We start from the raw sequence: 25,350 nt of genomic DNA, 5'->3' as shown, positions 1-25,350 counted from the left end.
CTTGAGGGAAAAAGGCTTAAATTGAAACTTTGCTCCACCTTTTTTCATTTCTCATCTCCCCAGGCTTCCTCAGCAACTGTCCCTAACGCCTCCAGGTACTGCTGAATGTTGACTGTTTCAGGGTTGATTCCACTCATTAGCTTGTGCTTCATCTCGACAGCCCGGAGTTTCTTGTCTGTCACCCTCGTAAGAGCTTCCTGTAGGTGAAGGATGTCATCGATTGCCCTGTACTCCGTCTCCTCAATTTCCGTGGTGACCAATTCTTCCCGGGACAGGGCGACTGTTTTTGTTTGTCCAGATTTGTCATCGTGGACTTGCACAGGCTCTTTTATGGTGAGGCGCTCTTGCAGCACTCGCCGTTGTTTTTCAGTCAAACCACTCTCGATTCTAGCAATTTTCAGCATGATCTCTCGTTCACGCCAAGCGTAAAGCTTGATTGATTGGTTCACTTGCTCCAACGGCTCCAAATTGACCCTAGCCAAAACTTCCTGTTGCTCGGGAGTTAGAGCATCCATCCAGATTGTTTGATGTTCGCCTGTTTTGAGTGCGTTGGTATTGCGCGTTGAGGCACCGCCGCCAGCACCGTGGAAACGACACACATCCCAGCCAGGCTTAGCCCAGTTTTTGCATTGCTCGTCGCGCTGCTTACTCCTTGCCTTGCATTTTTTCTTTTCAGGATTCCTCGCCATCTACATGACCACCACCTCACCACTTCATGGGGTTGTTTTTGAAAAAAGAAAGAGCATCCAAATCAATGAATGCTCTTTACTCTTCTATATTAATCATCATTCGAATTAATTTTAGAACTGCTACCGTCAGTATTATAAACACCAATGTACTACCAGCATAGATAATCAAATTAACCTTCTGAAAAAAAACATTAAAAGAATATCCATACAAAAACATATCCAAAAAAATCATGAGACAAAATAATCTAATAATGTTATATAAAGCTTTCTTATTCTTTGAAAACTGGCCTGCATGCTTTTGAGTTGCAGCTATAGCAGCTATCAGCGCTGCGTACCCCAACGCCACAGTTACCTTTATTTGTGCAATTCCTTTAGTAAATTCCCCCCATGCTGTAAAATTTCCATAAGGAAGAACAAAACTCAGCATCATAAAAAACATTCCGATGTAAACCAAAGCAAACAAAAAGAATTCTTTCAATTTAGCCATGTGATCCCTCCTGTATGATTTTTACGTACAGAAGCGGAAATAGTCTCAAAAATTATCCTTTTGCAGTTCAATGTCTAGATCTATCAACTTTTTCAAGTCATCTACTGTTTTAATTTCAATTTTGCCTGCTTGGAAGTCCTTAACCCACTTTGCAATGGCTGCTTTCACGACTTTCCTGTATTGGTCTTTCGATTCCATGATGCCTTCCATTACTTCGATTTGATATTGCAATAGAAGGTCAATAGATTCAGGAGAAGACTGTTCTCTAGTTGTTTTCATTGTGGCACCCTCGGCTTTCCTGTAAAATGGAAAACGAGATAGCGAGTGAAGACAACTGCGGCCGCAGGTATCGCTATCTCAGCCGGGGGTGACCCGGGTGAAGGAGGACGTTGACGCGTCTCCCTTTTTATTTTGGATAAGGTTTGTGCAAAGGCAAGATTTTTGCGCCGAATCTTCTTGCTTAGTGGCATCAGGTACTTAGGCTTTCCTACCGTGTAATACAACTCTGCATCGGCATCAAGATTTCTCCTAATCCATTCGATTCATTGACTGCCAGTACCATATTTAGAGTGAATCGACTTTGGATGAGTTTTCTTCCCTTTGATGATGAAATAGTGCTCACCATTCGTTTTACCTTCATAAATCCAGTTGGTTACCTGATAAATCCCACCGTGATGATTATGTTCAACATCGGCGGCATAGATGACAATCAGTTCAACCTTTGGAGACTGTTTTTTCAGGAATCTGATAGCCTTAGCGAAAATCTCCGATACAAACGATTGGTGCATTGTCAGAGCAACTCGCGTCAACTCACAGCATTCGCGCTGCGATAAACCCTAGGGTGAACCGATGTAGTTCGTCGCTCCCCGGCTGAAAATAACATCCCCGATAAATTGGCCATTCTCCCATGCTCCCACCTTCACCGATTTTCCTGCTGGCAAACTGCGGCTAAAGTGAAAATTCTCGCAAGCAAATCTCGTAGCCCCATGTGTCGCCCAATCGACTTTCAAATTCAATCACGCTCGAATTCCTCCCCGAAATGCGGGCAAGTAACCAACTTCGAACTCAATACACCTAGATCCCCTTGGTCCTCTGCTGTGCCAGCTTCGAAATTTGGTATCTCGATCTCTCCGACCATTTGCTTGAGGTCTACATCATCAAGGCCCGATAAGCCAATGTCTCCCCCTTCCTGCTGTAATTCAACAAGCAATTGCGTGAGAGCGTCTGTGTCCCAATCACCGCTGATCTTGTTCAACGCAACATTCAAAACCTTTTCTTGGATTTCATCCAAGGACACAACAGAAACTTCTATTTCAGTAGTTCCTTGCTCTACAAGGATTTTAAAGCGTTGGTGCCCGCCGACTAGATTACCTGTTTGCTTATTCCAAACCAGTGGCTCGACGTATCCAAACTCTTGAATGGATCGTTTCAGCTTCTCGTATTCGGGGTCGCCGGGTTGCAAATCGACCCGTGGATTATAAGGGGCTGAGTTGATTTTAGAGACTGGTATTTTACGTATATCCATGCTGTTAGCTCCTTCGTGGCAATAAAGTAAGAATAAAGAATATTGCCAGCCACTAAATTGCTGGATGCCTTGATGCTGTTGGGCTGATGCCATATTTTGTAGGTGTAATCAAACGACTACTATTCAAGCGGAAAAGTATATGTATTGTTTCACCGTAAAAAATGGGGTTGAAGCTTAGAGCCTCATGCTTTAGCTGGCAGTTGGCTACTGGCGACCCCCCTAGTCCAAATTTGGGTCTTCTCCTGCCTCTGTGATCTCCTGGCTAAATAGGTGCAGGAGCCACGCTTCTGCTGTCTTCCCGTTGAGAGAATACAGGGGATTAATAGCTAATGCTGACCGTCCTTCCAAGTCAGTTCGACGCATGATGTGCAGCTCAATGAATGTCTTCACGATCTTGCGTGCTGTAGGATAGGAGCAGTCTGCGATGCGGGCAAGGTCTTTGACGGTAAGCGGCGTCCCCTTTTGTCCGCGCTCATTGTCGCCTTGCAGGAGGTTAGTTCCCTCGCTGGCATAAGGAGCGATCTTCAACAAAAAACCAGCCTCAGCGAGTGACAGCTTTCTGAGCCGTCGCTTTGCCTTTTGGCTGGCTTTGATCTTCACGAATTTTGAGCTACGGCCTACGGGTCGAAATACTTTTACAATTTCGTCTGACCGGCGCAACACTTCCTCTGTGTAGTATATTTCTCCTGTCACTGAGTCAACATACTGGCGCACTACATTTCACCCACCTCCATGAAAAAAAGCACCGTGTGGGTGCTTAATTTAAACTATTTCTTATTAGTATCACTGTGACAATAACCCCTGCGATAGTTGGAAGAATAGTTTTCGAACTAACAACAATATCAGGTATCGAAATTCCTAGATAAATTTCTGGCAAAATATCACCCCCTATACTTCCATTCTGAGGTAATGGCAGGTGCTTGTCTATATCAAAAGCCCCACTCTTTTTTGCAGGGGCCTCCGCCGCGAGCCAATCCTTACGCCTACTCCGGTCACAGGCTTTAGGAGGCGTTGCAGAACAATCAGTAAGCATTTGCCCCTGCTTACCGGAAAAAAGCCTCTGCACTCTTTGACAGGGTTGGCCAATACGAAAATGAGAGATACTGGACAAGGGGCGAGTGGCCGGAGCCGTAAGTCTCGCATGTAGGCCTCTGTCCGATACATCCCAGCAGAGTAGTTCGCGATTTTTCAAAGCTCCGAGAGGGGTTCCCAAAACTTGAAAACCGCTGTAATGCATACAAACAAAAATAATTGCATGGTTCCCTGCTACGCTCGTCGCAACTGGTGCGTTCAGGCTCAGAATGTCCCCCTCTCGTAAGGTCACATTCATCATCACCCATAGATTCGCTCAGGTACACCATTGATAAGGGATAGGCGGTATCTCCCAAGAGCCGGAGTCGCTTGCTCTTGACTCAAGATTACCGTCCATAACATTTCAAATCGTCCTGCCTTTTATCCCTGATAAAGTCCGAGATTTATCCTGCATTTTATCGTGATTTTGTTGGGCTTTTTCGCACAAAAAAGGGCACTCAGATCATTCCGAGTGCCGTAGCAATTTGCATTATTGCCTCTTTCTTTTTTGTGTAGAATTGGTCTTTTGTCAGACCTAAGTCCAGATATACATTGATGTCCTTCACCCTGGACGTGCAGAGATACTTCTCTTCGATGATCTGGGGCTCTACTTCATCTAACGAGTACTGCAACGCCCTTTCAATCTGTCTTGCTTTCAACTCATTCGTGGACTCAGACTTTTGAAGCCGTGGAAACAGTTGATCGACACCCTTCTCCTGTCGCTCCTTTTTATTTTGTACAGCAACACGAAGGGCTTTATATTCTTTTAATGCTTTGACAACAGCCTTTCTGACTTCTTTTTCGTCTACTGGTTCCAGAAATGACAGTTGCTCTTGTGCGCTCATCTTTCCAACTCCCCCTCGTGGCAGCCCATGCTATAATTTTCTTGGCGAAAGAAATTATTAGGGCTCCCTGCTGGGGGCTATTTTTTGTCTGTTTGCGCTGTAAACTTGACGCAAGAGTTCAATTTGAGGTGATCATAATGGTTGCTGTATTTATCCGCACTGCCTTCAACGATTTTCGAAAGACTGAAAAACAATTGGAGTCCTGCATGCCGCTTGTCCAAGATGCAGCCCATAAGGTGTATATGAAAATCAACATTAAAACCATTGACTCTGATCTGTCTGTCTCAGATGATTGCGGACATAGAGGCTGGGGTGGTAAACAAGGTAATCTGTCACAGTGCTGAGCGAATCTCTCGTAACCTTGTTGAATTGGGGAAGTTCATGCAGCTTGCTACTCATATGAATGTCCCTGTGATATTTGCCGAGTGATTCCATTCAGAATCACTTTTTCTCTTATGTTAAATGCCAGTCAAAACGTTTTATGAAATAGAAAAATGTCACTTATCTGTAACTATCTTCATATGTTGTTCATTTATAATAACCTTATAAGCAACATCACTCCTTATACAAAGAAAGAGGAACCAACATGAATTTCAAAAAAATCATCATCGGCATCATACTGACATCCGTCGTAGTGATCGGCATCTTACTCGCTGTTAACTATGGCAAAGTAGAACAACCTGAATCTCAAGAACATTTCAGCTCTAAGCCCCTGACTTCCTCGAACGGGCATCAAAAGGTGAACGAACCTTCAAGTGCAGATGCAGACAAGATTCAGCAAGCGGCCAAAGTAGAACAGCCAGTACAGCCTGTAGCGCAAGAAAGCGGAAAAACTGACCTTTACACTAACCCTCAAGCAAATTTCAGCTTTAAGCCGCCAACTTCTTGGAACGGGCATTACAAGGTGAACCAATACGAAGGTGCAGATGCAGACAAAATTCTGCCATCAGCCAAGCATGTAGTGCAATTCGACTATTCGACCAAAGATGGAAAAGGTTCTGAAGCGCTTCTGATGATCTCCGTTTTTACGAAAACTGATTGGACTCGCCTCTCTGGCGAAGAAGGGCCGCCTGTAGGGACATCCATTGCAGAATCAAATGACATGGTGTATGTGTATACAACGCCACAGTCCAATCCGTTTGATTCCCAATCTGAAGACGGCAAGCTATTTGACCAACTGTATGGTGATTTAAAAATAAATGAGTCTTTCGCACTTCTAAAATAAGACTGTTACTATTTGTTGTACTCTGAAAAGACATGACTTCACTTTTACAGTTGTAAGTATGCATAGGGTTCCCCCTCGCTCTTGGTATGAACCTTTAGCGGTAGAGACATAAGATAATCGTTTGGAGATTGCACCCTTAGTGGTGCTTTTTCTTTTCTTTAGGTGTCCTAATTCCAATTCCAGAGTCCTTGCTACCCTTTTGTTGGCACCGGATCAATAGGCTTTACATTCGCCATCTCCCAGGCGTAACGTCCAAAGTCGAAATAACCAAAGAGCAATTCGTGCCCGTCTACAACTTTAGAGTTGCTGAGATACGCGGATACGTTACCTTTATTCCCGATAACTTTATGGCAACCCACCAGATCGGCAAATGCCACAATCGCCCCTGTTGGCAGATTGCCATATACCCGTGCAAATCCAAAACACTGCGGAAAGGCTCCTGCAAGCAAAACTCCTTGCTGCCCGGATAAGTTGCATGCAGGGTAATTGACTACCATCGACCCAGCTTGTTCATGAACTACAGTTAGTTGCTTTTTGCCTCCGCATAATTGCAATACTGAGAAACAAATGTGTGTTTCATGAAACCCAAGAATTCTTTTCTTTCATCCTCACGCCCTTGCTCGTCTCTGCTGCTACCACTTCACCTTGCAACTGATCATACTCTCGTCGTTGCTTTTGTAGACTTTCACCTAACGATTTGTTAACATCCCTCAACACCCGCAGTTCATCTACACATATATACGGGCTCCCAGCTGGGGGCTATTTTTTTATAGAAAGTAGTTGATACGATGACTTATGACATCCGCGAATGAGCGTTCTCAAATGATTCAGAGTTACCACATCAAGATTGGGACCTATTTATCACTACTATAGATACTGCTCCTTTGCTATTATCATTATCTGTTAACCCGAAAGTAGCAAAGGATAAGCGAAAAGTCTTTCTAGCTTGTCTATATCTATTAGTAGGTGATGCTGTCAAAATTAAAAGTAATAAAAACCACCTTGAAGAAGTTCGTTCTTTTGTAGAACAGGCTTCTTCCAATCGAAATACGTTCATCCAACAATGGGTAGCCCGTTCATTTCAACTCATCCAAAATCCTGAACTTTTTGATTACGAGAAGTGGTGTGCTGGCGATTCGATTTTCGAAAACTGGGATGACTAAAATCTTCAGTTCACTCCCGAAATATTGTGTTCAATCCTGTTCTCTGTTCGAAATAAAAGAATATTTCGGAATTAAAAATATTGTATTTTTTTGTATCCAAAGGTAATCTTTATACGAATTCAAATATTAGGAGATGACAGAAATGAAAAGATTAGCATCTGTAGCTTTATCCATTTTTTCAGTCTTTGCCATTATTTCATCAGCGAGTGCCGCAACACCTCAAGCTGTTCAATCAAATGTTACGGCCCAAGCGACTGTCACCAAGCTTGTTATTGAAGAAGATATCCCTTACAATTTCTATCCTTATGACTATGCTCCTATTTGGGTAACTGCTCATTTTTCGGACGGAACATCCAAGCTTGTATCAAATGAAGTTAACGTAACGGATGAACAAGCATGCGAGTATATCAAACAACCTAAAACTGCATATGCTATGGTTAAAGCGACAAGATCTACAGGAAATGATGTTGGCTGGTTTACTGTTGAGTACGGTGGCGTGGAAAAGACGCTCTACTTTAGTGTTGAATAAGATATTAAACCAGAGTCCTTCTTTCTAACAGAAGGACTCTTTTTTGTTTCCTTCTTTCACAATATATTGTTAAACAGATAGCTTTTGATTGCGATCTTACTTACATGGAGATTATCTAGTTATGCAGAAATGATGAGCAAACATGTTTGGTAAGAAAGATGTTTACCTAACTGCAACACAAGTTGCTAACGCATTAGGCATTCCAAAAGAAGAAGTTTACAAGTGAGAAGCAGAAGGCAAGTTGATTGGCTTCAGGGCAACCCCTAACGATACAAGAGCTGTGTTTTCTATGCGAGAAATTAATCGTTTATAAGAGAAAAGTTTGCTCTGATTCCGACTCATCACAATTTCTCTTTTGTTAAGTAACGATAGACTAACCGTTTGAGGGACAGACCAAATATCTCCCCTCTCGAAAATGCTCATATTCCAAATAGATTCCTTGCTTGCATCCTACTCTCCCCAACTTGTAGAAATCACTAACAAATTCGGCTATTCAGTTAATCATCTGTAGAACGAAATACTGATCGCTAAGTTGTACTAGTCTTTGCTTCATTATTTTCAAATATTTCTCTCAGACCGATATATGTTGCTATTTTGAAATCCGTCACTCTACTATCTCCAGGACGGATTTCAAGGCTCATGAGCTTGAACATGAAATTGCCAATTGCCAGATTTCGTTCGTGATATTGATATTGAATAAACTCTTTTAAAGCGTCATAAATGCAACATATCAATATTGGAAACAGTTGTTCCCACTCTTTATTTCCTTTCAAATCATCTTGAATCAATGCTTCATTCTTAAAGCCAATGTGACCTTGACATGGCTCAATTACGAAATCAACGATGGCATAGTGTTCTGCCACTGCCTGTCTAATATATCTAGCTTGTTTTTCTACCCATTCCGTTACAGTAATAATAGATACTTTGTCTACTTCATAAGGTGGAACAATCCAGATCATAGCGAGCTCCTTTCTGTTTTAACATCTGAAATGATTGCTTCCATAAATAACGCCTTCACCAGATATCTTATTTAAGCACATTTTAAGGAGATAAATGACTGTAATTGTGATGAATTTGGTCTTGAATGTCGGCGTCGCAGGGCTGTATACGATGGCGCTATACAACGAGTCGAACACTTCTACCAGTTCATCATGCACAATTCACCCCCCCTTTTTAACAAATCGATTGTTTTGTTAATCTGCGGCAACCAAAATTGTTATCGCTTCCTCTTGGGTGATAATCGAAATGGTGTCTTGTTTCCGATCTTCTATCGAATAAACTCCGCGATCAGAGCGATGTAGTACAGATTTACTTTCATAGCGATGCCCTCCCCATTTATCAAATCGCGTGTTGTGTCAAATTTTGTATTTACTTCAAGGAATAATCATTTTAATGTATATAGTGTTTGAAACATAAATCTGGGATTCGAAAGGTACTTTATATGACTCGCTCAAAAAAATTGATACTATTAGGTTTCATCACAGGTCTATTAATATGTGTTGCTTTTCCAGTCCTTCAAAAGGAAGCGACCCTGATTGGATTATGGATGATTCTGTGGAGTCGTATTAGTTTACGAAAAGGCTCTGTTTATGGAATCTGGAAGCTTTTAACCTACATAACATTAGTGATTGGCTGGATACTCTTGCTTTTCGGGATACTTTTGACAGCCTTAGAGTACATTTTCTAAATTACCGTTTTGTTAAGCAGCCACTTTTATAGCAGCTTGGTAAATCGCTATTGGTAAAGACTTGCACTCCAAGTATTCGATGAAAATATCGTTTGAGACTGAAGACAAATTACCCTAACGGACAGGATAGATTTATTCATTTCACGAGTACCTTATTATGGGAATCGCAGCACGAAAATTAAGTGAAACTGCAAACAACCAGATTAGGAGGTCACCAAATGAAGAAGCCAGTAATAACTTTCTTTTTAGCCGTGATTCCGAGTATAGCTACCATACTTTTATTGCTCGATTACTTTCCTTATACAGGTCTTGGTAGAATTGTAAGTATTCCAATTACATTAATTTTAAATATTGCTATTTTGTTAATTTCTCTGTTTATCACTCAAAAATTAAAATCAAGAGTATTCAAAAGTCTGATTTGGGTTGTAGCCATACCAATAAGCGTGTTTGTGGCGATTTTTTTGCATCCACAAGAATACTTACCTAGTGTTTTAACGCAACTTCGAGAACTGATATTTGCTCATTAACTATTTTGATAAATCCATTCATTCCCAGTTGTACGTTGCTTTTGCTGTATCATCTCTATGAATGACTTGCTGTCATTACCGAAGCCTTAAGGCTCTACTTATTACTCATCCGTTTGATCACAAACAAAACCAAATATTGTAAAAAATACCAATTAATAATTTTAATTAAAGAATAGGGAGTGCTATGAAATGACTTTTCGTAAAGTAAGGAAAATGGTTACCATTCCTCTGTTGTCAATGGGACTAATTCTCTCTGGGGCTGTTGCTTCCGCATCAGCAGAGAAAGCTCCAACATTAAGCCAACAGAATGTTCCAGCTACGAACCTTTCTAACTATTCATACTCAATTCCAAATGCTAACTATGTTTATAGCCCAGTCTTTAATCTAAATGCAGGAAAAGCATATCTATTGGTTCATAATCAAGTTGCACATGATGACAGTTATTCATCTGATGTTAGATACCAACTTCGCAAATTAAACACTGATGGTACTATTACTATTGTAGGGAAGGTAAATGTGACACAATCTACTTTTTCCCCAAGACTTTACGAGATTGTAGATATTCCAAGCAAAAAATGGTAATATCTTCACTAATCAACTTTTAGGGGGTGTCTCAAATGAAGTTATATCCTCAGACATAGAAAATTTGGAAGCGAGGAGTTATATGTCATTTGAGATTATAGAACGCCCCCCTACTCTTGAAGAGTTTCATCAATTGTGCGTTTCGGTTGGTTGGGAAAAGATGATGAATTTCAAAGTGATCAAAGACTCACTTGAAAATTCTTTGTATTCAGTTGTTGTTCTCTCCGAAAGTAAAATAATTGGTATGGGCCGAATTATCGGCGATGGGTACGTTTATTTTTACCTCCAAGATATTGTTGTACTTCCGGAGTTTCAAAAAATGGGGATAGGGACAATGATTATGGACAACCTTATGTCCTATCTAAAAGAGAATGCTCCCGATAAAGCTTTTATTGGTCTTTTTTCTTCTAACGAAGGTAAGATACTGTATGAGAAATACGACTTTAAACAGTACCCTGCTTTAACAGGAATGTTTCGTGTTGCGCCAATATAGTTAGTTGCAAGTCTCCTCCGAACCAGGGGGAGTTTTTACTTTTTTGCCTCAAATGCCTACGGTTTATTTGGTTTTCTTTATTTAGCTATTGGAATTTGGAGTGTTTTTACATAATTCAGCAAAAATAATGAGTGATTTAACTTAATTGAGCTTGTGTGCCCTGCTTTTTTTGTCCTATCCTCCCGCGTTACACTCCTAGAAAAAGGAGTGTTGTCTCCGTGAATTTTTTAGTTATTAGGTTATTGAAAAGTTCCGTTATCGGCATAATTTTCATTTTTAAGTTCTAATAGTAATTTGCCCTACGCTATTTCTTTTGGTCCTCCATTCCTTGGATTCGTACAATCACCCCTTCCACTTGCGTTTTGACTGATCCAATAAGAGCGTCTTGATCAGCAAGCAAATAGAAAAGCCACCCGGCATCCGAGTGGCTTCATCCCAATATCCACAAAAAAACGCTTGTTGTGTAAAATTTTGTAATGAAATGTCATTTTTCACATCTGTTTATCCTTAACTTTGAATGGAAGTAGAGAACGAGCTACGAAATGTTACCTCAAAATAGCTCCTCCGCTGCGAACAAACTACCGATTCTGCGGCTGTTTCGTACGATAAAACTCATTAAACAACTTCATTAACGCTCGCTTTTCGATACGGGATACATACGAACGAGAAATGCCCAGCTCACGTGCAATTTCGCGCTGTGTCTTTTCTTTGTCCTGATCCAACCCAAATCTGCCGATGATGACCTCTTTTTCGCGCTCATCAAGGATGTGAATGTGCTGGTAAATTTTATTGGACTCCAGCTTGAGCTGTACTGCGTCGACCACTTCGTCGGTTTCTGTGCCAAGGACGTCGATTAAGGTAATTTCATTGCCTTCTTTATCCGTCCCGATTGGGTCGTGCAAGGATACGTCTTTTTTTGTTTTTTTCAAGCTTCTTAGATGCATGAGGATTTCATTCTCAATACAACGCGCAGCATACGTAGCCAGCTTGGTGCCCTTATCCACCTGATAACTCTCGATTGCTTTGATCAGGCCGATGGTACCGATGGAAATCAGATCTTCACTGTCCTCACCCGTGTTCTCGAATTTCTTCACAATATGCGCCACCAAACGCAAATTGTGCTCAATCAACTTGTTGCGGGCGTAAGGGTCGCCTTTGGCCATGAGTCGGAGGTACTTTTCTTCTTCGGTGTCCTGAAGCGGTTGCGGGAAGGCATTGTTCTTGACATAAGCCACAAAAACAAGAAGTTCTTTAAAAACAAGGGAAAGCGCCGCGATAATGCTGGACATGGCTGCCACCTCCACGTCTGGAATAGCTTACTTCTATCCTTATGTGGGCGGTCGCCTATGCGTGCCTGTACGCAGGGAGTTGTTGTCGATTAATTCACTGTTGCTTGTATGGTAAAGGATTCACATTTTTGCATATGGATGGAGCTTAAAAAAAATCGGATATCTTGGTAAAATGAACAAAATGAATGATGGGAGCAATTACCCATGATAGAATTTGGCGCCGTGTCGATCGAATGGGGTACTGTACTCATTCAACTTGTCATCCTCTTCCTGCCTATAGCACTTGTCATTGCTTGCTGCTTGTTCATCGTAAAACGCACGGCAATCAAGCAAAAAGCCATCGACGAGCTGGAAAAACGTGTCGCAGCACTCGAGCAAGAAAGAAAGCGCCCGAAATCATAACGGACGCTTTCCTTTTTCCCCTATTCAAATAAAGCCATCATCTCTTCGTCTTCTCGATCTCGTGCTATATCGTATGGTGTTTGCCCCTCCATATCCTTTTGGTTAGGATTCGCACCTTTAGCCAGGAGCAGCTCTACCACATCCACACGCTCCTCTCCATCCGCAACCTGTGTGTGCAGCGGGGTACTTCCATCATGAGCGCTGGCATGTATGTCTGCACCGTGCGCGATGAGCGCCTCTGCAACCTCTGGATAGAGTGCAATATGCAACGGGGTAATGCCCTCATCGTTTTTCGCATGGACATCTGCTCCCTGTGCTACCAAGTACGCAATAAGGTCGACATCGTCTGTCATCACAGCTCCATGCAGTACGGAAAACTCATACTCATCCTTCTCATGCAGCAATTCCGGCTGTTGCGTGACGATCTTTTTTACGAGCTCAAGGTCTCCCAGTTCGGCTGCATCATATAAATCTGCGAAATGATAAGTCATCTCTGTCTCTCCCATCATATTCACTCCTTCCTGCTCCTTATTGCTCCTCTGTCTCAAATACTAGCTTGGCGAGCAGGACCACTGGTGCCTCTTTTTCTTGCCCGCCCTCAGTGAGATCGAACAATTTTTCGTTAATCGGACCGTACCGCGATTCATTGCCGTACAGCAAAATCACATGTGGGTACTTGCCAATCTCCTCTTCTAACTGTTTGGGCCATTCTTTTCTATTGAGCGTTGCATTCATCGCATATTCGTTTTCCAAATACGTGAAGAAGTCCGCTCTGGCCTCTGCATCCTGTACCTCATGCACTTCAAAAAAGTCCTCGTCTATCCATTCAAGGCCCGACGCTGTTAAAAAGCCAGACGGTATCACATCCCCGTTTTCATCGTAAACCGGAGTCAGAAAATCCGCTAGTTCATCAGAAGACTGCAAGGTTGTTCCCCATACCGTTACCACATTTCTCATTGTCTTTCCCCCTCGCTCCATTCCTCTTGTACAAACACGGGTTCATGCCCCTTCGTCTAATGCTTTGCTATTTCCAAGGAAGCGCGAATGCGATCTACACGCTCCTTTTCCTTGCGCAGAATGGCTTTTTCGTACGCTACATCCAGCAACCGATTGATTTCTTGCCAATTCGCTTCACCGGAGGGGGACTCACCACTTGCGAGCATTTTGCCCCAAGCACTTAACGCAATCTGCCGCTGTGCTTCATTTCCGTCCAGCCAGCGAATCAGATCATCCCATTGTGGACGTGATACCGCGAATAGCTCATCCCAGCCTTCGATCGGGTACGCCACATGCGGTTCCATCCACAAAATGACTTCACGGGAGCGAAAGTGATGCAAATGACTGTTGGCAGCATAGCCAACCAGACATTCTTTTCTGGCAACGACCTCGTCCATTTCAGCCAAAACTCGCTGCAAGCCCTCTTCTTCTGGCAAACAAGCTGCCGCTACATAGGCACGTAGACTCGAGCCTATCCGTTCATAATGTGGCTCGGACTCCCAGAGCGAACGTACCCAGCTCCCTGCCTTCTTGCCTACTGTCTCGACAATGAGCTGGCACCAGAGTAACAAATTGCTTGATGAGGTTTCCTGCTCGATTTGTGCTACCCATTTATGCAAAATCGGCTCCCAATCATACTGAACAAATGCCTCTTGGATACGTGAATCTCCTGCACCATGCATTTTTGCAAACAAGACCAGCTTCTCGAAATCTTGTGCGGCCTCTTCAAAGGTTAGCGTCCGATAGATTTGCAGCCATTCTTTCCACTCTTGTGCGACTTGCCCCTCAACATCGAGGCCTTCTACCCCGGCAAGCGCTTCATAATTCCAGCACTCTGCCCCAATACAGCCGAGCTCCGTGACTCGCTCTACGAACTCTGTAAAACTTTTGCCGAGCAATAAAAATTCGTCTGTCTCATGCCCCCATGAATAGACGGGTGGGTCATCTGCGCCTGTCGACAAATCGATGAGCAGCATATCGCCATTACCGCCGACGTGAAAACAAAGATACCTTTTCTCGTCCTCATCCGCTTCGTCTCCACCAAAGTACGGCCACTCAAATGCATCCAATGACCATCCCAAATCTCCACTGAGTGAAAAAGGATCTAACGCTCGAGATGGCAACGACCAATTTATTTGAACTTGACTGCTGCCCGTAAGCAAAATAGTACGGATCGTCGCGGGAAAGCGGATCCCGAGACTTTCCTCTCTTCTTTCGATTTCTTCCAGCGCCGCTGGTGGTTCTATCGTGAGCGGCCAAACCTGAGCACCTTGTCGCTCCATATCGTGCATAAGTAATTTCCACGCTTCAAACCATTTTTCCATTCGCTGCTGCATCGGCACAACGACCTCTCTCGTTTGTCGTTTTCTATCTTACGAATTCTATTTCTATTTTCTTTATCTAAAATTCGATTTCATATCCTACTAAAGCACCAATTATATCCATTTTTTTCATGGTAAAATGATCTACAAAGCCTCTACTTTTACCGATATTAGTAGAAAAACACAGAAATGAGGACCTAACTGATGACCACCATTGGAATTGATTTGGGCACGACAAACAGTCTGGTGGCCTACTGGACTGAGAATGGACCCGTGCTCATTCCAAACGCGCTCGGAGAAACACTGACTCCTTCTGTAGTCAGCGTCGATGAGAACGGCGAGATCTTGATTGGAAAAATCGCCCGAGAGCGCCTCTTAACTCACCCTGATCGGACTGCTTCTACCTTCAAACGGTTTATGGGGACAGAAAAAAGGTACCAATTGGGGAGATATTCCCTTTCTGCCGAAGATCTTTCCTCGTTTGTGATTAAATCGTTGAAGGCGGATGCTGAGGCTCATTTAGGGCACCCCGTTCACGAAGCGGTTATCAGTGTGCCTGCCTATTTCAACGACACACAACGCAAAGCAACGAAACGAGCAGCAGAGCTTGCTGGGCTGAAAGTAGAACGCTTGATTAGCGAACCGACTGCCGCCGCGATCTCATATGGCCTCCATCAGGAGGAATCCGAGACACAATTCCTCGTATTCGATTTAGGTGGCGGAACGTTTGACGTTTCTATTTTGGAAATGTTCGAAGGTGTGATGGAAGTAAAATCAATCGCTGGAGACAACTTTTTGGGCGGCGAAGACTTTACCGATCTGATTGCCTCTTATTTTATAGAAGCCCATCGACTCGACATCAACTCGCTTGACAGCAAAACACGTTCGTCCATCCACAAACAAGCTGAGTTGTGCAAGCGCGCTATGTTTTCCGACCAAGAAGGGAAAATGAGTGTCAATATTCAGGGAGCGCTGGTTGAAACGACTCTCAGCCGGAATCAACTGGAAAATCTCGCGTTTCCTCTGCTGCAACGACTTCGTCAGCCGATCGAGCGTGCATTGCGAGACGCATCCATCTCCCCTCGGGAACTGGACGCAATCGTGCTTATTGGCGGTGCAACGCGCATGCCTCTTATCAAATCCATCGTAAGCAAAATATTTGGCCAACTGCCCTATTCGCATATTAATCCTGATGAGGCTGTTGCATTGGGAACAGCGATTCAGGCAGCACTCAAGGAACGCAACCAGGCGTTAAACGAGCTTGTTTTGACCGATGTTTGCCCATACACACTCGGTACGGGTATTGTACAAACCATGGCAAACGGCAAACACGAGGATGGCTACTTTTTTCCGATCATCGAGCGCAATACGCCCATCCCGGTCAGCCGGGTAGAACGGCTATATACCGTTAACGATTATCAACGCTCCATTCTCGTTGATGTATATCAAGGGGAAAGCCGACGTGTCGAACATAACCTCAAGCTTGGCGAATTGAATGTAAAAGTTCCCCCTGCCAAAAAGGGCGAGGAGTCTATCGATGTTCGTTATACATATGACATCAACGGAATTCTGGAAGTCGAAGTGACTGTCGTCTCTACAGGCGTTAAAACCAAGGCCGTCATCGAAAAAAGTCCAGGTAGCCTATCAAAAAAAGAAATTGAGGAGCGTTTTCAAGCTCTTCAAAACATTAAAATCCACCCTAGAGAGCGAACCGAAAATCGATTACTTCTGGCAAAAGGCGAACGTATGTATGAGGAAGCGTTGGGCGAAGACCGGATGATCATTGCGAATTACTTACGCCGCTTCGAAAGTGTCCTCTCCACCCAAAATGAAAGAGACATCGCCAAAGCAGCAGAAGAATTAAAGCAGCAACTGGACATGTTTGAAGGGTGGAATGAGTATTAATGGGGATTTGGGAGATTCTCGGGATTGAACCGACGGACAATCCTGCCCAGATAAAAAAGGCTTATGCCAAAAAGTTGAAGGTGCACAATCCGGAAGTTGATCCTGAAGGCTTTCAGCGATTGCGAGAGGCGTATGACCTCGCCCTGAAGTACACACGCAATACTAAGCGGAATCGTATGTTCGAAGAAACGCCCCTACCGGAAAGACTGGATGAGCGGGAGGAGCATGAACCGGAAGAAGAGCAACCTATCTTCGATCCACCACAGCGGCTCACACTGTTTGACAGTTTTTTAGAGGAAACAACGCAAGAAGTAGTCTCTCAAGAAGAAATCCCCATTCCCAAGCGGTACGATTTCACGGAGAGCTACGATCATTCCGAACGCTCCTTGAACCCCGATGATATGGTGGAGCGTTTTTTCCGGCGTACGCAAGAGCTGTACGATAACTATTACGAGCGTATCCAGCTTGAAAACTGGCGTGAGTTGCTGAATAACGAGGCCATGTGGAATGTCGGCTGCCATCAACTCATCGATACGCGATTTCTCCACTTTTTAGAAGAACACTACCATTTGCCTCATGAGGTGTGGATGCTGCTCGATTCCCATTTTCAATGGCGGGAGAAATCGGAAAAGCTCGCAATCCAGCTCTCAGGACGTTTTATCGCTTACCTGAACGGGCAGCTCAATCGGACCTTCACGCTGCGTTACCACTCTTTTGAGAATCGCGAGGACTTGGATATTGAAGCGTTTCTTGAATGGCGCAGCGATGCGTTATTTGCCCTCATGGAAAATGATTGGGAAACGGCTCAGGGCTATTTGGCAAAAGCCCATGCCCTGTACGCTCTTGACCCCGATTTGATCCGTTTACAGGGCGAATATTTTTTGCGAACCGGCAATAAGAATCGTGCCTTTCATGCTTTTGATCAATTATTACGTCTTGATCCAGATAACATCGATGCGTATCTGTATCGTGCGCGACTTTTCCTCGAAAAGGGAGATGCTGCTGATGCGATCAAGGATTGCGAGGAAATCCTCGCTCGCATGCCAGAACTATGGGACGCTCGCAGCTTGTTGGGGAAAGGCTATCTTCAGCTAGGGGAATGGGAGAAGGCTCAAGAGGTTTTTCAGGAGATGCTTTCGCATAATCCCTCCGATATCGACGCGAAGATATGCCTGACACAAATACAGTCACCGTTTAACAAGGTGACCGAGCCCGCTACGAACAAGCTGGCCAAAGGCGCTAGGAGAAAAAACTTACGCGCACTCGGGCTGCCTGGCAATCTATCAAGGTTCAAGCAATTTTTTGCCATCTACACCAGACGTAACATTTGGACGATTATTTTTCTCCTTCTGCTCCATTACGCTATGTTTGCTGTTGTCTCCATGAAGCTGGAGATGACTCCGGAGCAGATGTTTGACTCCTTGGTCAATACATATAAACCTGTCCAAATTAAGACGATCGACGAGTTAAAACAAACTCCGCTTGGCTACCAGGTGGAATTTACATTGACCAAAGCGTCTTATATCAATATGCTCCGCGTCTATGACAAAGAGAAGCATCCCGAGCCAAAAGCCGAGTTCATTCCTGCTGCCAAAGCCGAAGAGCGAGATCTCTTAAACGCTGACACCGGTTATATAAATGTGTGGTATCTGGATCAACAAGCGATCATAGTCATTACGGACTACGACCATGCCAAAGAAATTCATGACAAGCATTCCATTACGATGCGAGGAACGCACAAGGTGATACCCGATGGTGAGATGTTGCCTGTCATAGTAAATGCTTTGGACAAACGCAGGCATCCGCACAATGCGGTTCTCGTGACCGATACGTATATCAATGCCAAGGCTGACTTAGAAGAAAAAGGATGGACAGGGTCATGGCTTCTGGGCATTCTCGCGATGATTTCCCTGTTGTATTACATCCGTATCATTCGTGAGATTCCCAAAACTCGCAAAGCATTGACATTCCACTAAAGGGGGCAGAGAGGACTTTCATGACAAAAGAGGCAGAAAACGAAAAAGAGATCGATCCAAAGTTAAGGCGCTACTTGCATGCTCTCTCCTCTGTTTGCTTAAATCAGAAGCGGCTCGCGTATTATTTGGCCATCCACGAATACAACCGCCTGCGCGATACCTTTCTGCGGCTTCGAATCGATAACAGATGGGATACGGGAGATGCAGCCAAAACGCAAGAGCGCTTGACTTGGTTTTTGGAACATGGGCGAAGAACTGAATTTGATCAGCATCGCCACGTATTATCCGCACTCAGCGCTGCCAATCGTTCCAATTACATCGCATCCTTAAAAAAAGGCGACATGGAGTCAGCCCGGCAGTTGGTTGTGTACTCGTACATGAACAGACTCCCACATGCCGGCATTGCCGCCTTTGATTACGCCTGGTATCTCATTATTTGCAAAGCGGGCGCCCAACAGTCCTATATTCCCAAGGCAGATGCTGTAGAAAGCATGCTGGACATAGCCAAGCGAATCCAACTCGCATATTCGAGCTGGGAAGAGTATTTATTTGCATATGCATGCGGCAATCTTTTCGACGAAGCAGGCGCATCCAAAAATACGAGTAAAGCAACCGAAGCTCATATTTTGAAGCTCCTGACGGGTAAGTACAGTCCGATTCGTGAATTTGACTGGAAGTTTGATCTCACACCTTACTTGCCCTCTCCTCAAGTAGAAAACTTGCCTTCTTTTAGCAGCTAAGCTTACGAAAAAACGTTTCCCTCGGACTTTTCACTCTATGTCCAATGGGAAACGTTTTTTGTTCTTGTAACTAGCCTTGATAGAAGTCTTCTTACGCCTTATCCGATAGGTCCTTCACCATATGGCTCAATTTATGACCGCTTACGATCACTGTCCCATCCTCACGATAGCCGAGCGATTCATACAGCTTGCGTGCACGTGGTTTTTCCTCGTCAACAAGCAAAGCGATTCGGTCATGCCCGCGCTGAATCGCTTCTTTTTCAAAGGCATTCAGCAGAAGTGATCCGATCCCCTTCCCTCTGCATGAGGAATCAACCGCGACAGAATCCAAATAAAATTCGTCATCCTTTGCTTCTTTTACAAGCGTAATCGTCTCGCCAGTCAAACGTTGGACATGCTCAACGAAGGGACGATCGAGCACCTCTGTTTGGCTTCCATGATAAAAGAGCGCCAGTCCTACCGGTACATCTCCATCCATGGCAATCACCGCGTTTTCGTAGCTGAGCCGGTTATTTTCCTTCGCAAAAAACTCCTCCATCATGCGAATCGCATCTGCTGCCTCCGTTGCACCTGTCAACGTATGCGCGATATCGCCAATGGCATCATAAATTAATGGCGCAGCAAAAGCTGCATCTGTGGGTTCCGCTTTGCGTATCATGTGTTTCCTCCTTGCGTTTCGAGCATTCGCACGACACGGCTCTTTTCGTTTCTTTGTCTATCATGCACACTATCATTGTGTCACAATCTGCCAAACTGATCGAGCTTTCCCGACGATCGTTCACAGATCAGCAACAATGAAACCGCTCTCATTTTCCAAGAGCGGTTTCACCTTTTTCGCGTCGTCTTTCCTATCCAATCATTTTTTCAATCGTCAGCTTGCGATCATGCCGCAAATCGAGGAATTCACCCATTCTTCTGACCAACGGCCGCATCGGTTCATCCTGATGGATAAGAATCACTTCCACTTCTTCCCCACTACTCAACCTCGCCTTCGCACCTACGTACAGCAAGGCAATGTAGCGGACAAACTGTGCAACGATCTCAACATTTAACGCCCCGTTACAGGCTTCCTTCCACAAGAGCTGTGCTGCCTCGAATGGGGACGTCCTCCCTTTGTACACCCGATCAGAACAGATCGCATCAAACATGTCGGCAACGGCGAGCACCTGACATTCGATCGGAATGCTATCGCCTTTTCTTTGCTCCGGATAGCCAGACCCGTCGAGTCGCTCGTGATGCAGCAAGGCACACAAAGCCAACAGCTCAGATCCACCCTCCATCTCACGGATCATTTCATAGCCGTAGACGGTATGCTTCTTCATGATCGCAAATTCTTCTTCACTTAGCTTGCCTGGCTTAAGCAATATTTCCTTCGGTACCCTCATTTTCCCAATGTCATGCAAAAATCCGGCCGTCCCCATGAATGCTATTCGCTCTTCATCCCATTTCATCAAGCGAGCAATGAGCGAACAAAGAATGCCTACATTTAATGAATGTCGGTATGTATAGCTGTCTGCCCCTTCCAGTACGTACAAGTTCCGGAACAACCCCAAATGCTTCGTCGATTTTTCTGCTACATCAAAAAAGATGTTGGAAAAATGCTCAAGACTCGGTGCCCCGCCAACTGTCAGTTCATCGAAGAGTAGTCTCGTTTTGTCGAGGGCTTGTACATAAGCAGCAACAGTCTCGGAATCTGCCTCTAGCTGGAATAGCTGAGAAGTAACTTCTTCACCGGTTCCCTCCGTTAGACTCTGTATAATGTCAACCTCACGGACTCGTTGCTTTTGCAATAGGATCACATGGGCAGGCGTGACCGTCGTGTTTTGTCCCAGCAGCAAAATTCCTTGTTCGGTGTACAAATCAGCCGCTAAAACTTGTCCAATCAGTGAGAGATCAACAGGTGCCAAAGGCATACAATCAACCTTTCCAGTCTCCGTCTTTTTAGAGGTTGTTCAAAAAGTCGACTTTTTGAACTCACACTTTTACTCAAATTATAGAAAGGAAGAGGATGAGTTACAATCTTTTTTTCGACAATTCATAACTTTGCTGGACGCCGGGACATTTCACTATTCGCATACATATGATATCAAGCAAATGTCAGTGGTTTTATCAAGGAGGGACGAACGTCTCATGACGACGCTGTACATCACACCAAAAGCGTGGAAACAGATTGAGCAGGCCGTACGAAAAAAACCCTCGCTTGAAACAGGAGGGGTCATGATGGGATACCCACTTGGTGAAGATAGATGGGTCGTTACGTATGCAAGTGAACCAGGCCCAAATGCGATTCACCAGCCACATTCTATTTTTTTCGATGACACGCATCTCAATAAGCTCGTCCGAAAATTAAGCAGACATCGACAATGGAAATACATTGGTGATTGGCATAGTCATACGGTAAAACGCCTATCTCCCAGCAAAGGTGATAAGAGAACCATTTGGGCAAAAGCGTCACAGTCCATGTACATGTCCTCCTCTCCCCTCATGCTGATCGTCGGGCTAGGTAAAAACAATCAAATTAACGCAAGAGGCTTCATCCTCGGAAATACTCTTCGCGAGGTCAAGATTGAGCTGTATGATCGGCAAGCTCAGCAACAGCTCGGTGAAAAAGCTCCATAGCCTGGTTTTTCCCCCAGCTCGGCTGATTTTCTGCCACGACACAAATGGCGTAACGCGGCTCTTCTAACGGGGCGTACCCGAGAAACCACAGATGGTTGTTTCCATTCGCATCCCCGATTTGTGCAGTCCCGCTTTTGCCTGCCACCTGCCAAGTGGAATTCATGAGCATCTGTCCTGTTCCCTCGGTGACGACTTTACGCATCATTTTTCGCAATTTATTAGCTGTGACGTAGTCAATTCCGTCCAAAGCGAGGTCCTGCTCTGGGAACGTATGGAACGACTGACCATTTCGGTATGCGATCTCTTTTACTAGCCGTACTTGAGAGCTTTGACCGCCACGCAAAATCGTTACCATCATGTTGGCTGCTTGCAAGGGGGATATTCGTACATCCCGTTGACCAATGGCGCTTTGAATCAGGACGCCTTCATCGTCGCGGGATACTCCCTCTGCAAAGACTCTCCCCGGCTCTTCGCCATCCAGCTGCTTGAAGTTTTTGAGTTTATACAGATTGGGAGTAACATGCCCCACTTGAGTGGTCAAGCCCAGCTTTTTTGCATATTCCTCCAACTTTTCTCCGCCCACCAGCTTGGCAATATGGGCAATCGCAATGTTGCAGGATTGGGCATACGCTTCTTCCAGTGTCACACTGCCGTGACCTTCTTTTTTCCAGCAGGAGAATTGGTACTTCCCGTACTCCCCTGTACATGTGAAACGGTCAATTGGTGAAACAATCCCTTCCGCCAACGCAGCGGCTGCTACCACTGTTTTATAGACAGAACCAGGCGGGAGTTGCTTGAATGCGCGATTCTTCCAGTCGCTTGCGTTTCCCGTGACATTTGTTTGATCATAGGTAGGGCGGCTCACAGCTGCAAGAACATCGGCTGTTTGTACGTCCAAAACGACGATACTGCCCTCTTTTAAGCCTACTTGATCGGCTGCTGCCTCCATGCTTCGTTGGATTGCTGCATCCAAGGTAGTCGTTAATGACAGCGGATAGTATTGATTCGACTGCTTTGTATAGCGAATATCCAACCCTCGGAGCGGTTGTCCGTGCCCATCTACATAATAGGACAAGACAGACGGCTCTACCCCTTGTAAAAACCGGTCGAAGCTTCGCTCCAGACCCGATGCTCCCAGCGTGCTCTCGGCATTCATTTTCCCGCTGGTCCATTCATCTGGATACAGCTTCTGCACCATGTCGGGATTTTTATGGATAAAACCAATCAGATGCTTGGCTACTTCATCCGCGCGGTATCGTTCTGTCACCGCCAATGCCACTACTCCTGGGATGGCAAGTGCATTGATTTCCTCGGCCTGCCGCTCGGTGAGCATCACCAGCTTGCCGGATTCCTCTCGCATGAGTAGCGGTACTTTTGCCTTTTCCATCGTCTCCGACAGCCGTTCCTTAGATTCTCCGGTTATTTGAGCCAATCGCTGCAAGCCATCTGTTCCTTGCAGGCTCCCACGTGCCAACGGGAACAAAATCAAGGCGAGATGCTCTTCTCCGGTAAAGGCGTACCCATTTCGATCTACGATATCGCCACGCCCGCTATGCAGTACGATGCTTTGCTGTCTTTGTTTTACTGCTGCCTTTACCAAATCAACGCCATGCCGAGAAAACCGATGGGGCGATCCGAGTTGAATCCACCACAAGCGCGCGACCAAACCGAGCCATAACAACGACATGGACAGCAATACAAGAAAGTGACGTCTTTTGATTCGTCGATCCAACTGCATCGAATTCCCTCCCTGGCTTTTTTCACCAGTATTGCCGGAATGAACGCGACAGAAACAACGAACAAAGAAAAAAGCACACCGTACGTCACGGTGCACTTTAAGGTGTTTATGATTGATTGGCGAATTGTTGCTTCTCCAATAAAATATTGCTGATCTTCGTCGATAACAGATCCAATGCTACTCGGTTGTAGCCGCCTTCTGGGATGATGACGTCTGCATATCGCTTGGTCGGCTCAATAAACTGCAAATGCATCGGTCGAACAACGTTTAAGTACTGTGTCACCACTGAATCGAGGGAACGACCGCGCTCTTCGATGTCACGTACGATTCGGCGTGCAATACGCACATCCGCATCCGTATCGACGAATACCTTGATATCCATCAAATCACGAATCCGCTCATCCTCCAGAATCAGCATTCCTTCCAGAATGATGACATCCTTCGGGTCGACCTGGATTTGCTCTGGCTTGCGGTTATGCACCTTGAAGTCGTAGATCGGTTTTTGGATCGCTTTTCCTTGCATTAGCTCTTGCAAATGCGCAAGCAACAAATCGTTGTCAAAAGCGAAGGGATGGTCATAGTTCGTCAACGCCCGCTCTTCTGGGCTCAAATGGCTTTGATCCTTGTAGTAGGAATCCTGCTCAATCATCGTTACACTATCATTTTGGAACTGGCGGTACAGCTCCTTTGCAACAGTCGTTTTTCCGGAACCACTGCCTCCCGCTACCCCAATCAATACGGGGTTACCCATGCTTCATGTCCCCTTCCTCATGATGCTTTACACGTTTACGACCCTATGTTTTTACTTCTTTTTCATACTGATGGCCAGCCCATCTCCTACTGGAATAAATGTCGTTTCTAAATCAGGACGCTCCATCAGATGTGAATTATAAGAAAGCAGCTTGTCCACCATCGGACGCTGGCGCTTGCCCGCTTCTTCTGGGGTCGCCACCAGTCCTCGGAACAGGACGTTGTCGCTGATTACCAAACCGCCTTCGCGAAGAAGCGGTAGATACAAATCGAGGAATACTCGATACTGCCCTTTGGCTGCATCGATAAACAAGCAGTCAAATTGATACGACTCCGGCAGCCCTAAAGTGGCGTCACGTGAGAGTATTTCCACACGATCTGCACATCCTGCTTCTTTTATATTTTCCCGTGCTCTCACCAATCGATCTTCATCTATGTCCATTGTGACAATTCGCGCTTCCGGTGCAGCTTCTGCAAGCCAAATGGTGGAATAGCCAATTGCCGTACCCACTTCAAGAATCGCTTTGGGACGATGCAGCAACAACAACATCCGCATGACTTGAGCGGACGGGAGCTGCACAATCGGAATGTTTTCCTCTGCCGCCTCCTGCTCCAATCGCTTGAGCAGCAAAGAACGCTCGGGAACCAGGCTTGACACGTAGTCGTCAATTGCCGGATTGGTAATCATGATTTCACTCCTCTTTCGTTACAACCGAATTATTATAGCACACCTTGAGAAAGCTTGGCTACGTCAAGCACCGTTGATCGCATGCAAAAAAAAAAGAGGAAA

Annotated in this window: 32 protein-coding genes; 13 read left to right on the top strand and 19 right to left on the bottom strand. The window is 44.9% G+C overall.

What is annotated here, in order from left to right; translation table 11 throughout:
- Window positions 1-44 precede the first annotated feature (44 nt).
- The 8 genes from AB432_RS10180 to AB432_RS10145 all read right to left on the bottom strand — a co-directional run bounded on the left by AB432_RS10180 (window position 45) and on the right by AB432_RS10145 (window position 4,617).
- Window positions 45-689, bottom strand: a complete 645-nt coding sequence (locus AB432_RS10180) for a hypothetical protein (protein WP_048032189.1) — start codon at window positions 687-689, stop codon at window positions 45-47.
- 76 nt (window positions 690-765) lie between these two features.
- A complete protein-coding gene (locus AB432_RS10175) occupies window positions 766-1,176 on the bottom strand; it encodes a hypothetical protein (protein ID WP_048032188.1) in 411 nt (136 codons plus the stop codon).
- Between the two features lie 45 nt (window positions 1,177-1,221).
- The gene (locus AB432_RS10170) at window positions 1,222-1,455 is read right to left on the bottom strand and encodes a hypothetical protein (protein WP_048032187.1); all 234 of its coding nucleotides are present in this window, start codon (window positions 1,453-1,455) and stop codon (window positions 1,222-1,224) included.
- 263 nt (window positions 1,456-1,718) lie between these two features.
- The gene (locus tag AB432_RS31020; protein ID WP_235617657.1) at window positions 1,719-1,964 is read right to left on the bottom strand and encodes a Mom family adenine methylcarbamoylation protein; all 246 of its coding nucleotides are present in this window, start codon (window positions 1,962-1,964) and stop codon (window positions 1,719-1,721) included.
- A 48-nt stretch (window positions 1,965-2,012) separates the two neighbouring features.
- Window positions 2,013-2,192 (bottom strand): hypothetical protein, encoded by a 180-nt coding sequence (locus AB432_RS31015; RefSeq protein ID WP_235617656.1) that lies wholly within the window; start codon window positions 2,190-2,192, stop codon window positions 2,013-2,015.
- Complete coding sequence (locus tag AB432_RS10160) at window positions 2,189-2,701, bottom strand: ParB N-terminal domain-containing protein (RefSeq protein WP_048032186.1); 513 nt, start codon at window positions 2,699-2,701, stop codon at window positions 2,189-2,191. The genes AB432_RS31015 and AB432_RS10160 overlap by 4 nt, the downstream gene beginning before the upstream one ends.
- Window positions 2,702-2,920: 219 nt before the next feature.
- Window positions 2,921-3,415 (bottom strand): hypothetical protein, encoded by a 495-nt coding sequence (locus AB432_RS10155; protein WP_048032185.1) that lies wholly within the window; start codon window positions 3,413-3,415, stop codon window positions 2,921-2,923.
- An 815-nt stretch (window positions 3,416-4,230) separates the two neighbouring features.
- Entirely contained in the window at window positions 4,231-4,617 is a 387-nt protein-coding gene (locus AB432_RS10145) for an ArpU family phage packaging/lysis transcriptional regulator (protein WP_048032183.1), read from the bottom strand.
- 137 nt (window positions 4,618-4,754) lie between these two features.
- Between AB432_RS10145 and AB432_RS10140 the strand changes: the two genes are divergently transcribed.
- The 3 genes from AB432_RS10140 (at window position 4,755) to AB432_RS10135 (ending at window position 5,842) form a co-directional block, all read left to right on the top strand.
- The gene (locus AB432_RS10140; protein WP_048032182.1) at window positions 4,755-4,961 is read left to right on the top strand and encodes a hypothetical protein; all 207 of its coding nucleotides are present in this window, start codon (window positions 4,755-4,757) and stop codon (window positions 4,959-4,961) included.
- A complete protein-coding gene (locus AB432_RS31475; protein WP_419178473.1) occupies window positions 4,906-5,046 on the top strand; it encodes a hypothetical protein in 141 nt (46 codons plus the stop codon). Before AB432_RS10140 ends, AB432_RS31475 begins: the two co-directional genes overlap by 56 nt.
- Before the next feature lie 157 nt (window positions 5,047-5,203).
- Window positions 5,204-5,842 carry a hypothetical protein gene (locus AB432_RS10135; protein WP_048032181.1) on the top strand — a complete coding sequence of 213 codons (639 nt, stop codon included), beginning with the start codon at window positions 5,204-5,206 and terminating at the stop codon, window positions 5,840-5,842.
- A gap of 191 nt (window positions 5,843-6,033) precedes the next feature.
- Here AB432_RS10135 and AB432_RS30700 read toward each other — a convergent pair whose 3' ends face one another.
- Complete coding sequence (locus AB432_RS30700) at window positions 6,034-6,396, bottom strand: hypothetical protein (protein ID WP_201265919.1); 363 nt, start codon at window positions 6,394-6,396, stop codon at window positions 6,034-6,036.
- 330 nt (window positions 6,397-6,726) lie between these two features.
- On the opposite strand from AB432_RS30700, the gene AB432_RS10125 reads away from it, so the two are divergent.
- Entirely contained in the window at window positions 6,727-7,005 is a 279-nt protein-coding gene (locus AB432_RS10125) for a hypothetical protein (protein ID WP_235617655.1), read from the top strand.
- Window positions 7,006-7,147: 142 nt separating this feature from the next.
- The gene (locus tag AB432_RS10120; protein ID WP_048032180.1) at window positions 7,148-7,534 is read left to right on the top strand and encodes a hypothetical protein; all 387 of its coding nucleotides are present in this window, start codon (window positions 7,148-7,150) and stop codon (window positions 7,532-7,534) included.
- A 527-nt stretch (window positions 7,535-8,061) separates the two neighbouring features.
- Here AB432_RS10120 and AB432_RS10115 read toward each other — a convergent pair.
- Window positions 8,062-8,493 carry a hypothetical protein gene (locus AB432_RS10115; protein WP_048032179.1) on the bottom strand — a complete coding sequence of 144 codons (432 nt, stop codon included), beginning with the start codon at window positions 8,491-8,493 and terminating at the stop codon, window positions 8,062-8,064.
- A gap of 946 nt (window positions 8,494-9,439) precedes the next feature.
- Between AB432_RS10115 and AB432_RS10100 the strand changes: the two genes are divergently transcribed.
- The 3 genes from AB432_RS10100 to AB432_RS10090 all read left to right on the top strand — a co-directional run bounded on the left by AB432_RS10100 (window position 9,440) and on the right by AB432_RS10090 (window position 10,823).
- Window positions 9,440-9,748 carry a hypothetical protein gene (locus AB432_RS10100; protein ID WP_048032176.1) on the top strand — a complete coding sequence of 103 codons (309 nt, stop codon included), beginning with the start codon at window positions 9,440-9,442 and terminating at the stop codon, window positions 9,746-9,748.
- 189 nt (window positions 9,749-9,937) lie between these two features.
- Entirely contained in the window at window positions 9,938-10,330 is a 393-nt protein-coding gene (locus AB432_RS10095) for a hypothetical protein (protein WP_048032175.1), read from the top strand.
- A gap of 82 nt (window positions 10,331-10,412) precedes the next feature.
- On the top strand, window positions 10,413-10,823 hold the full coding sequence (locus AB432_RS10090; RefSeq protein ID WP_048032174.1) for a GNAT family N-acetyltransferase: 411 nt from the start codon (window positions 10,413-10,415) through the stop codon (window positions 10,821-10,823).
- A gap of 578 nt (window positions 10,824-11,401) precedes the next feature.
- Here AB432_RS10090 and sigK read toward each other — a convergent pair.
- Window positions 11,402-12,112: an RNA polymerase sporulation sigma factor SigK gene (gene sigK / locus AB432_RS10085; RefSeq protein WP_007727902.1), complete on the bottom strand. Its 711-nt coding sequence runs from the start codon at window positions 12,110-12,112 to the stop codon at window positions 11,402-11,404.
- 204 nt (window positions 12,113-12,316) lie between these two features.
- Here sigK and AB432_RS10080 point away from each other — a divergent pair, with 204 nt between their 5' ends.
- Entirely contained in the window at window positions 12,317-12,514 is a 198-nt protein-coding gene (locus AB432_RS10080) for a hypothetical protein (protein ID WP_048032173.1), read from the top strand.
- A 20-nt stretch (window positions 12,515-12,534) separates the two neighbouring features.
- Here the strand turns inward: AB432_RS10080 and AB432_RS10075 are convergent, their stop codons facing one another.
- Genes AB432_RS10075 through AB432_RS10065 form a run of 3 tightly spaced genes read right to left on the bottom strand, consistent with a single transcriptional unit; the run spans window position 12,535 to window position 14,847 of the window.
- On the bottom strand, window positions 12,535-13,023 hold the full coding sequence (locus tag AB432_RS10075) for an ankyrin repeat domain-containing protein (RefSeq protein ID WP_235617731.1): 489 nt from the start codon (window positions 13,021-13,023) through the stop codon (window positions 12,535-12,537).
- Between the two features lie 19 nt (window positions 13,024-13,042).
- Complete coding sequence (locus AB432_RS10070) at window positions 13,043-13,471, bottom strand: immunity 22 family protein (RefSeq protein ID WP_048032172.1); 429 nt, start codon at window positions 13,469-13,471, stop codon at window positions 13,043-13,045.
- Between the two features lie 56 nt (window positions 13,472-13,527).
- Window positions 13,528-14,847, bottom strand: coding sequence for an SMI1/KNR4 family protein (locus AB432_RS10065; protein ID WP_235617654.1), 1,320 nt, complete (start codon window positions 14,845-14,847; stop codon window positions 13,528-13,530).
- 189 nt (window positions 14,848-15,036) lie between these two features.
- On the opposite strand from AB432_RS10065, the gene AB432_RS10060 reads away from it, so the two are divergent.
- The 3 genes from AB432_RS10060 to AB432_RS10050 are packed head-to-tail and all read left to right on the top strand — an operon-like array spanning window position 15,037 to window position 19,453.
- Window positions 15,037-16,737, top strand: a complete 1,701-nt coding sequence (locus AB432_RS10060; protein WP_048032170.1) for a molecular chaperone HscC — start codon at window positions 15,037-15,039, stop codon at window positions 16,735-16,737.
- Window positions 16,737-18,713 carry a J domain-containing protein gene (locus AB432_RS10055; RefSeq protein WP_048032169.1) on the top strand — a complete coding sequence of 659 codons (1,977 nt, stop codon included), beginning with the start codon at window positions 16,737-16,739 and terminating at the stop codon, window positions 18,711-18,713. The genes AB432_RS10060 and AB432_RS10055 overlap by 1 nt, the downstream gene beginning before the upstream one ends.
- A 20-nt stretch (window positions 18,714-18,733) precedes the next feature.
- Window positions 18,734-19,453, top strand: coding sequence for a DUF1266 domain-containing protein (locus AB432_RS10050; protein WP_048032168.1), 720 nt, complete (start codon window positions 18,734-18,736; stop codon window positions 19,451-19,453).
- A gap of 91 nt (window positions 19,454-19,544) precedes the next feature.
- Here AB432_RS10050 and AB432_RS10045 read toward each other — a convergent pair whose 3' ends face one another.
- Both AB432_RS10045 and AB432_RS10040 read right to left on the bottom strand, forming a co-directional pair.
- Window positions 19,545-20,111, bottom strand: coding sequence for a GNAT family N-acetyltransferase (locus AB432_RS10045; protein ID WP_048032167.1), 567 nt, complete (start codon window positions 20,109-20,111; stop codon window positions 19,545-19,547).
- A 190-nt stretch (window positions 20,112-20,301) separates the two neighbouring features.
- Window positions 20,302-21,366, bottom strand: a complete 1,065-nt coding sequence (locus tag AB432_RS10040) for an HD-GYP domain-containing protein (protein WP_048032166.1) — start codon at window positions 21,364-21,366, stop codon at window positions 20,302-20,304.
- A 217-nt stretch (window positions 21,367-21,583) separates the two neighbouring features.
- On the opposite strand from AB432_RS10040, the gene AB432_RS10035 reads away from it, so the two are divergent.
- Window positions 21,584-22,072: a Mov34/MPN/PAD-1 family protein gene (locus tag AB432_RS10035; RefSeq protein ID WP_048032165.1), complete on the top strand. Its 489-nt coding sequence runs from the start codon at window positions 21,584-21,586 to the stop codon at window positions 22,070-22,072.
- Here the strand turns inward: AB432_RS10035 and AB432_RS10030 are convergent.
- The 3 genes from AB432_RS10030 to AB432_RS10020 all read right to left on the bottom strand — a co-directional run bounded on the left by AB432_RS10030 (window position 22,014) and on the right by AB432_RS10020 (window position 25,248).
- Window positions 22,014-23,810, bottom strand: a complete 1,797-nt coding sequence (locus AB432_RS10030) for a peptidoglycan D,D-transpeptidase FtsI family protein (RefSeq protein WP_048032164.1) — start codon at window positions 23,808-23,810, stop codon at window positions 22,014-22,016. The two genes, AB432_RS10035 and AB432_RS10030, sit on opposite strands and share 59 nt — an antisense overlap.
- Before the next feature lie 106 nt (window positions 23,811-23,916).
- Window positions 23,917-24,561, bottom strand: coding sequence for a uridine kinase (gene udk, locus AB432_RS10025; protein ID WP_048032163.1), 645 nt, complete (start codon window positions 24,559-24,561; stop codon window positions 23,917-23,919).
- 51 nt (window positions 24,562-24,612) lie between these two features.
- Window positions 24,613-25,248 carry an O-methyltransferase gene (locus AB432_RS10020; protein ID WP_048032162.1) on the bottom strand — a complete coding sequence of 212 codons (636 nt, stop codon included), beginning with the start codon at window positions 25,246-25,248 and terminating at the stop codon, window positions 24,613-24,615.
- Window positions 25,249-25,350: the final 102 nt, after the last annotated feature.

Origin of the sequence: Brevibacillus brevis (genome assembly GCF_001039275.2) — a bacterium.
GTDB lineage: Bacteria > Bacillota > Bacilli > Brevibacillales > Brevibacillaceae > Brevibacillus > Brevibacillus brevis_C.
This window is presented reverse-complemented; position numbering and strand designations above follow the sequence as displayed.

Excerpts from the sequence above, each read along its gene's own strand:
- AB432_RS10180 (WP_048032189.1), bottom strand. The coding sequence starts at position 689 with ATGGCGAGGAATCCTGAAAAGAAAAAATGCAAGGCAAGGAGTAAGCAG.
- AB432_RS10175 (WP_048032188.1), bottom strand. The coding sequence starts at position 1,176 with ATGGCTAAATTGAAAGAATTCTTTTTGTTTGCTTTGGTTTACATCGGA.
- AB432_RS10170 (WP_048032187.1), bottom strand. The coding sequence starts at position 1,455 with ATGAAAACAACTAGAGAACAGTCTTCTCCTGAATCTATTGACCTTCTA.
- AB432_RS31020 (WP_235617657.1), bottom strand. The coding sequence starts at position 1,964 with ATGCACCAATCGTTTGTATCGGAGATTTTCGCTAAGGCTATCAGATTC.
- AB432_RS10160 (WP_048032186.1), bottom strand. The coding sequence starts at position 2,701 with ATGGATATACGTAAAATACCAGTCTCTAAAATCAACTCAGCCCCTTAT.
- AB432_RS10145 (WP_048032183.1), bottom strand. The coding sequence starts at position 4,617 with ATGAGCGCACAAGAGCAACTGTCATTTCTGGAACCAGTAGACGAAAAA.
- AB432_RS10140 (WP_048032182.1), top strand. The coding sequence starts at position 4,755 with ATGGTTGCTGTATTTATCCGCACTGCCTTCAACGATTTTCGAAAGACT.
- AB432_RS31475 (WP_419178473.1), top strand. The coding sequence starts at position 4,906 with ATGATTGCGGACATAGAGGCTGGGGTGGTAAACAAGGTAATCTGTCAC.
- AB432_RS10135 (WP_048032181.1), top strand. The coding sequence starts at position 5,204 with ATGAATTTCAAAAAAATCATCATCGGCATCATACTGACATCCGTCGTA.
- AB432_RS10120 (WP_048032180.1), top strand. The coding sequence starts at position 7,148 with ATGAAAAGATTAGCATCTGTAGCTTTATCCATTTTTTCAGTCTTTGCC.
- AB432_RS10115 (WP_048032179.1), bottom strand. The coding sequence starts at position 8,493 with ATGATCTGGATTGTTCCACCTTATGAAGTAGACAAAGTATCTATTATT.
- AB432_RS10100 (WP_048032176.1), top strand. The coding sequence starts at position 9,440 with ATGAAGAAGCCAGTAATAACTTTCTTTTTAGCCGTGATTCCGAGTATA.
- AB432_RS10095 (WP_048032175.1), top strand. The coding sequence starts at position 9,938 with ATGACTTTTCGTAAAGTAAGGAAAATGGTTACCATTCCTCTGTTGTCA.
- AB432_RS10090 (WP_048032174.1), top strand. The coding sequence starts at position 10,413 with ATGTCATTTGAGATTATAGAACGCCCCCCTACTCTTGAAGAGTTTCAT.
- sigK (WP_007727902.1), bottom strand. The coding sequence starts at position 12,112 with ATGTCCAGCATTATCGCGGCGCTTTCCCTTGTTTTTAAAGAACTTCTT.
- AB432_RS10080 (WP_048032173.1), top strand. The coding sequence starts at position 12,317 with ATGATAGAATTTGGCGCCGTGTCGATCGAATGGGGTACTGTACTCATT.
- AB432_RS10075 (WP_235617731.1), bottom strand. The coding sequence starts at position 13,023 with ATGATGGGAGAGACAGAGATGACTTATCATTTCGCAGATTTATATGAT.
- AB432_RS10070 (WP_048032172.1), bottom strand. The coding sequence starts at position 13,471 with ATGAGAAATGTGGTAACGGTATGGGGAACAACCTTGCAGTCTTCTGAT.
- AB432_RS10065 (WP_235617654.1), bottom strand. The coding sequence starts at position 14,847 with ATGCAGCAGCGAATGGAAAAATGGTTTGAAGCGTGGAAATTACTTATG.
- AB432_RS10060 (WP_048032170.1), top strand. The coding sequence starts at position 15,037 with ATGACCACCATTGGAATTGATTTGGGCACGACAAACAGTCTGGTGGCC.
- AB432_RS10055 (WP_048032169.1), top strand. The coding sequence starts at position 16,737 with ATGGGGATTTGGGAGATTCTCGGGATTGAACCGACGGACAATCCTGCC.
- AB432_RS10050 (WP_048032168.1), top strand. The coding sequence starts at position 18,734 with ATGACAAAAGAGGCAGAAAACGAAAAAGAGATCGATCCAAAGTTAAGG.
- AB432_RS10045 (WP_048032167.1), bottom strand. The coding sequence starts at position 20,111 with ATGATACGCAAAGCGGAACCCACAGATGCAGCTTTTGCTGCGCCATTA.
- AB432_RS10040 (WP_048032166.1), bottom strand. The coding sequence starts at position 21,366 with ATGCCTTTGGCACCTGTTGATCTCTCACTGATTGGACAAGTTTTAGCG.
- AB432_RS10035 (WP_048032165.1), top strand. The coding sequence starts at position 21,584 with ATGACGACGCTGTACATCACACCAAAAGCGTGGAAACAGATTGAGCAG.
- AB432_RS10030 (WP_048032164.1), bottom strand. The coding sequence starts at position 23,810 with ATGCAGTTGGATCGACGAATCAAAAGACGTCACTTTCTTGTATTGCTG.
- udk (WP_048032163.1), bottom strand. The coding sequence starts at position 24,561 with ATGGGTAACCCCGTATTGATTGGGGTAGCGGGAGGCAGTGGTTCCGGA.
- AB432_RS10020 (WP_048032162.1), bottom strand. The coding sequence starts at position 25,248 with ATGATTACCAATCCGGCAATTGACGACTACGTGTCAAGCCTGGTTCCC.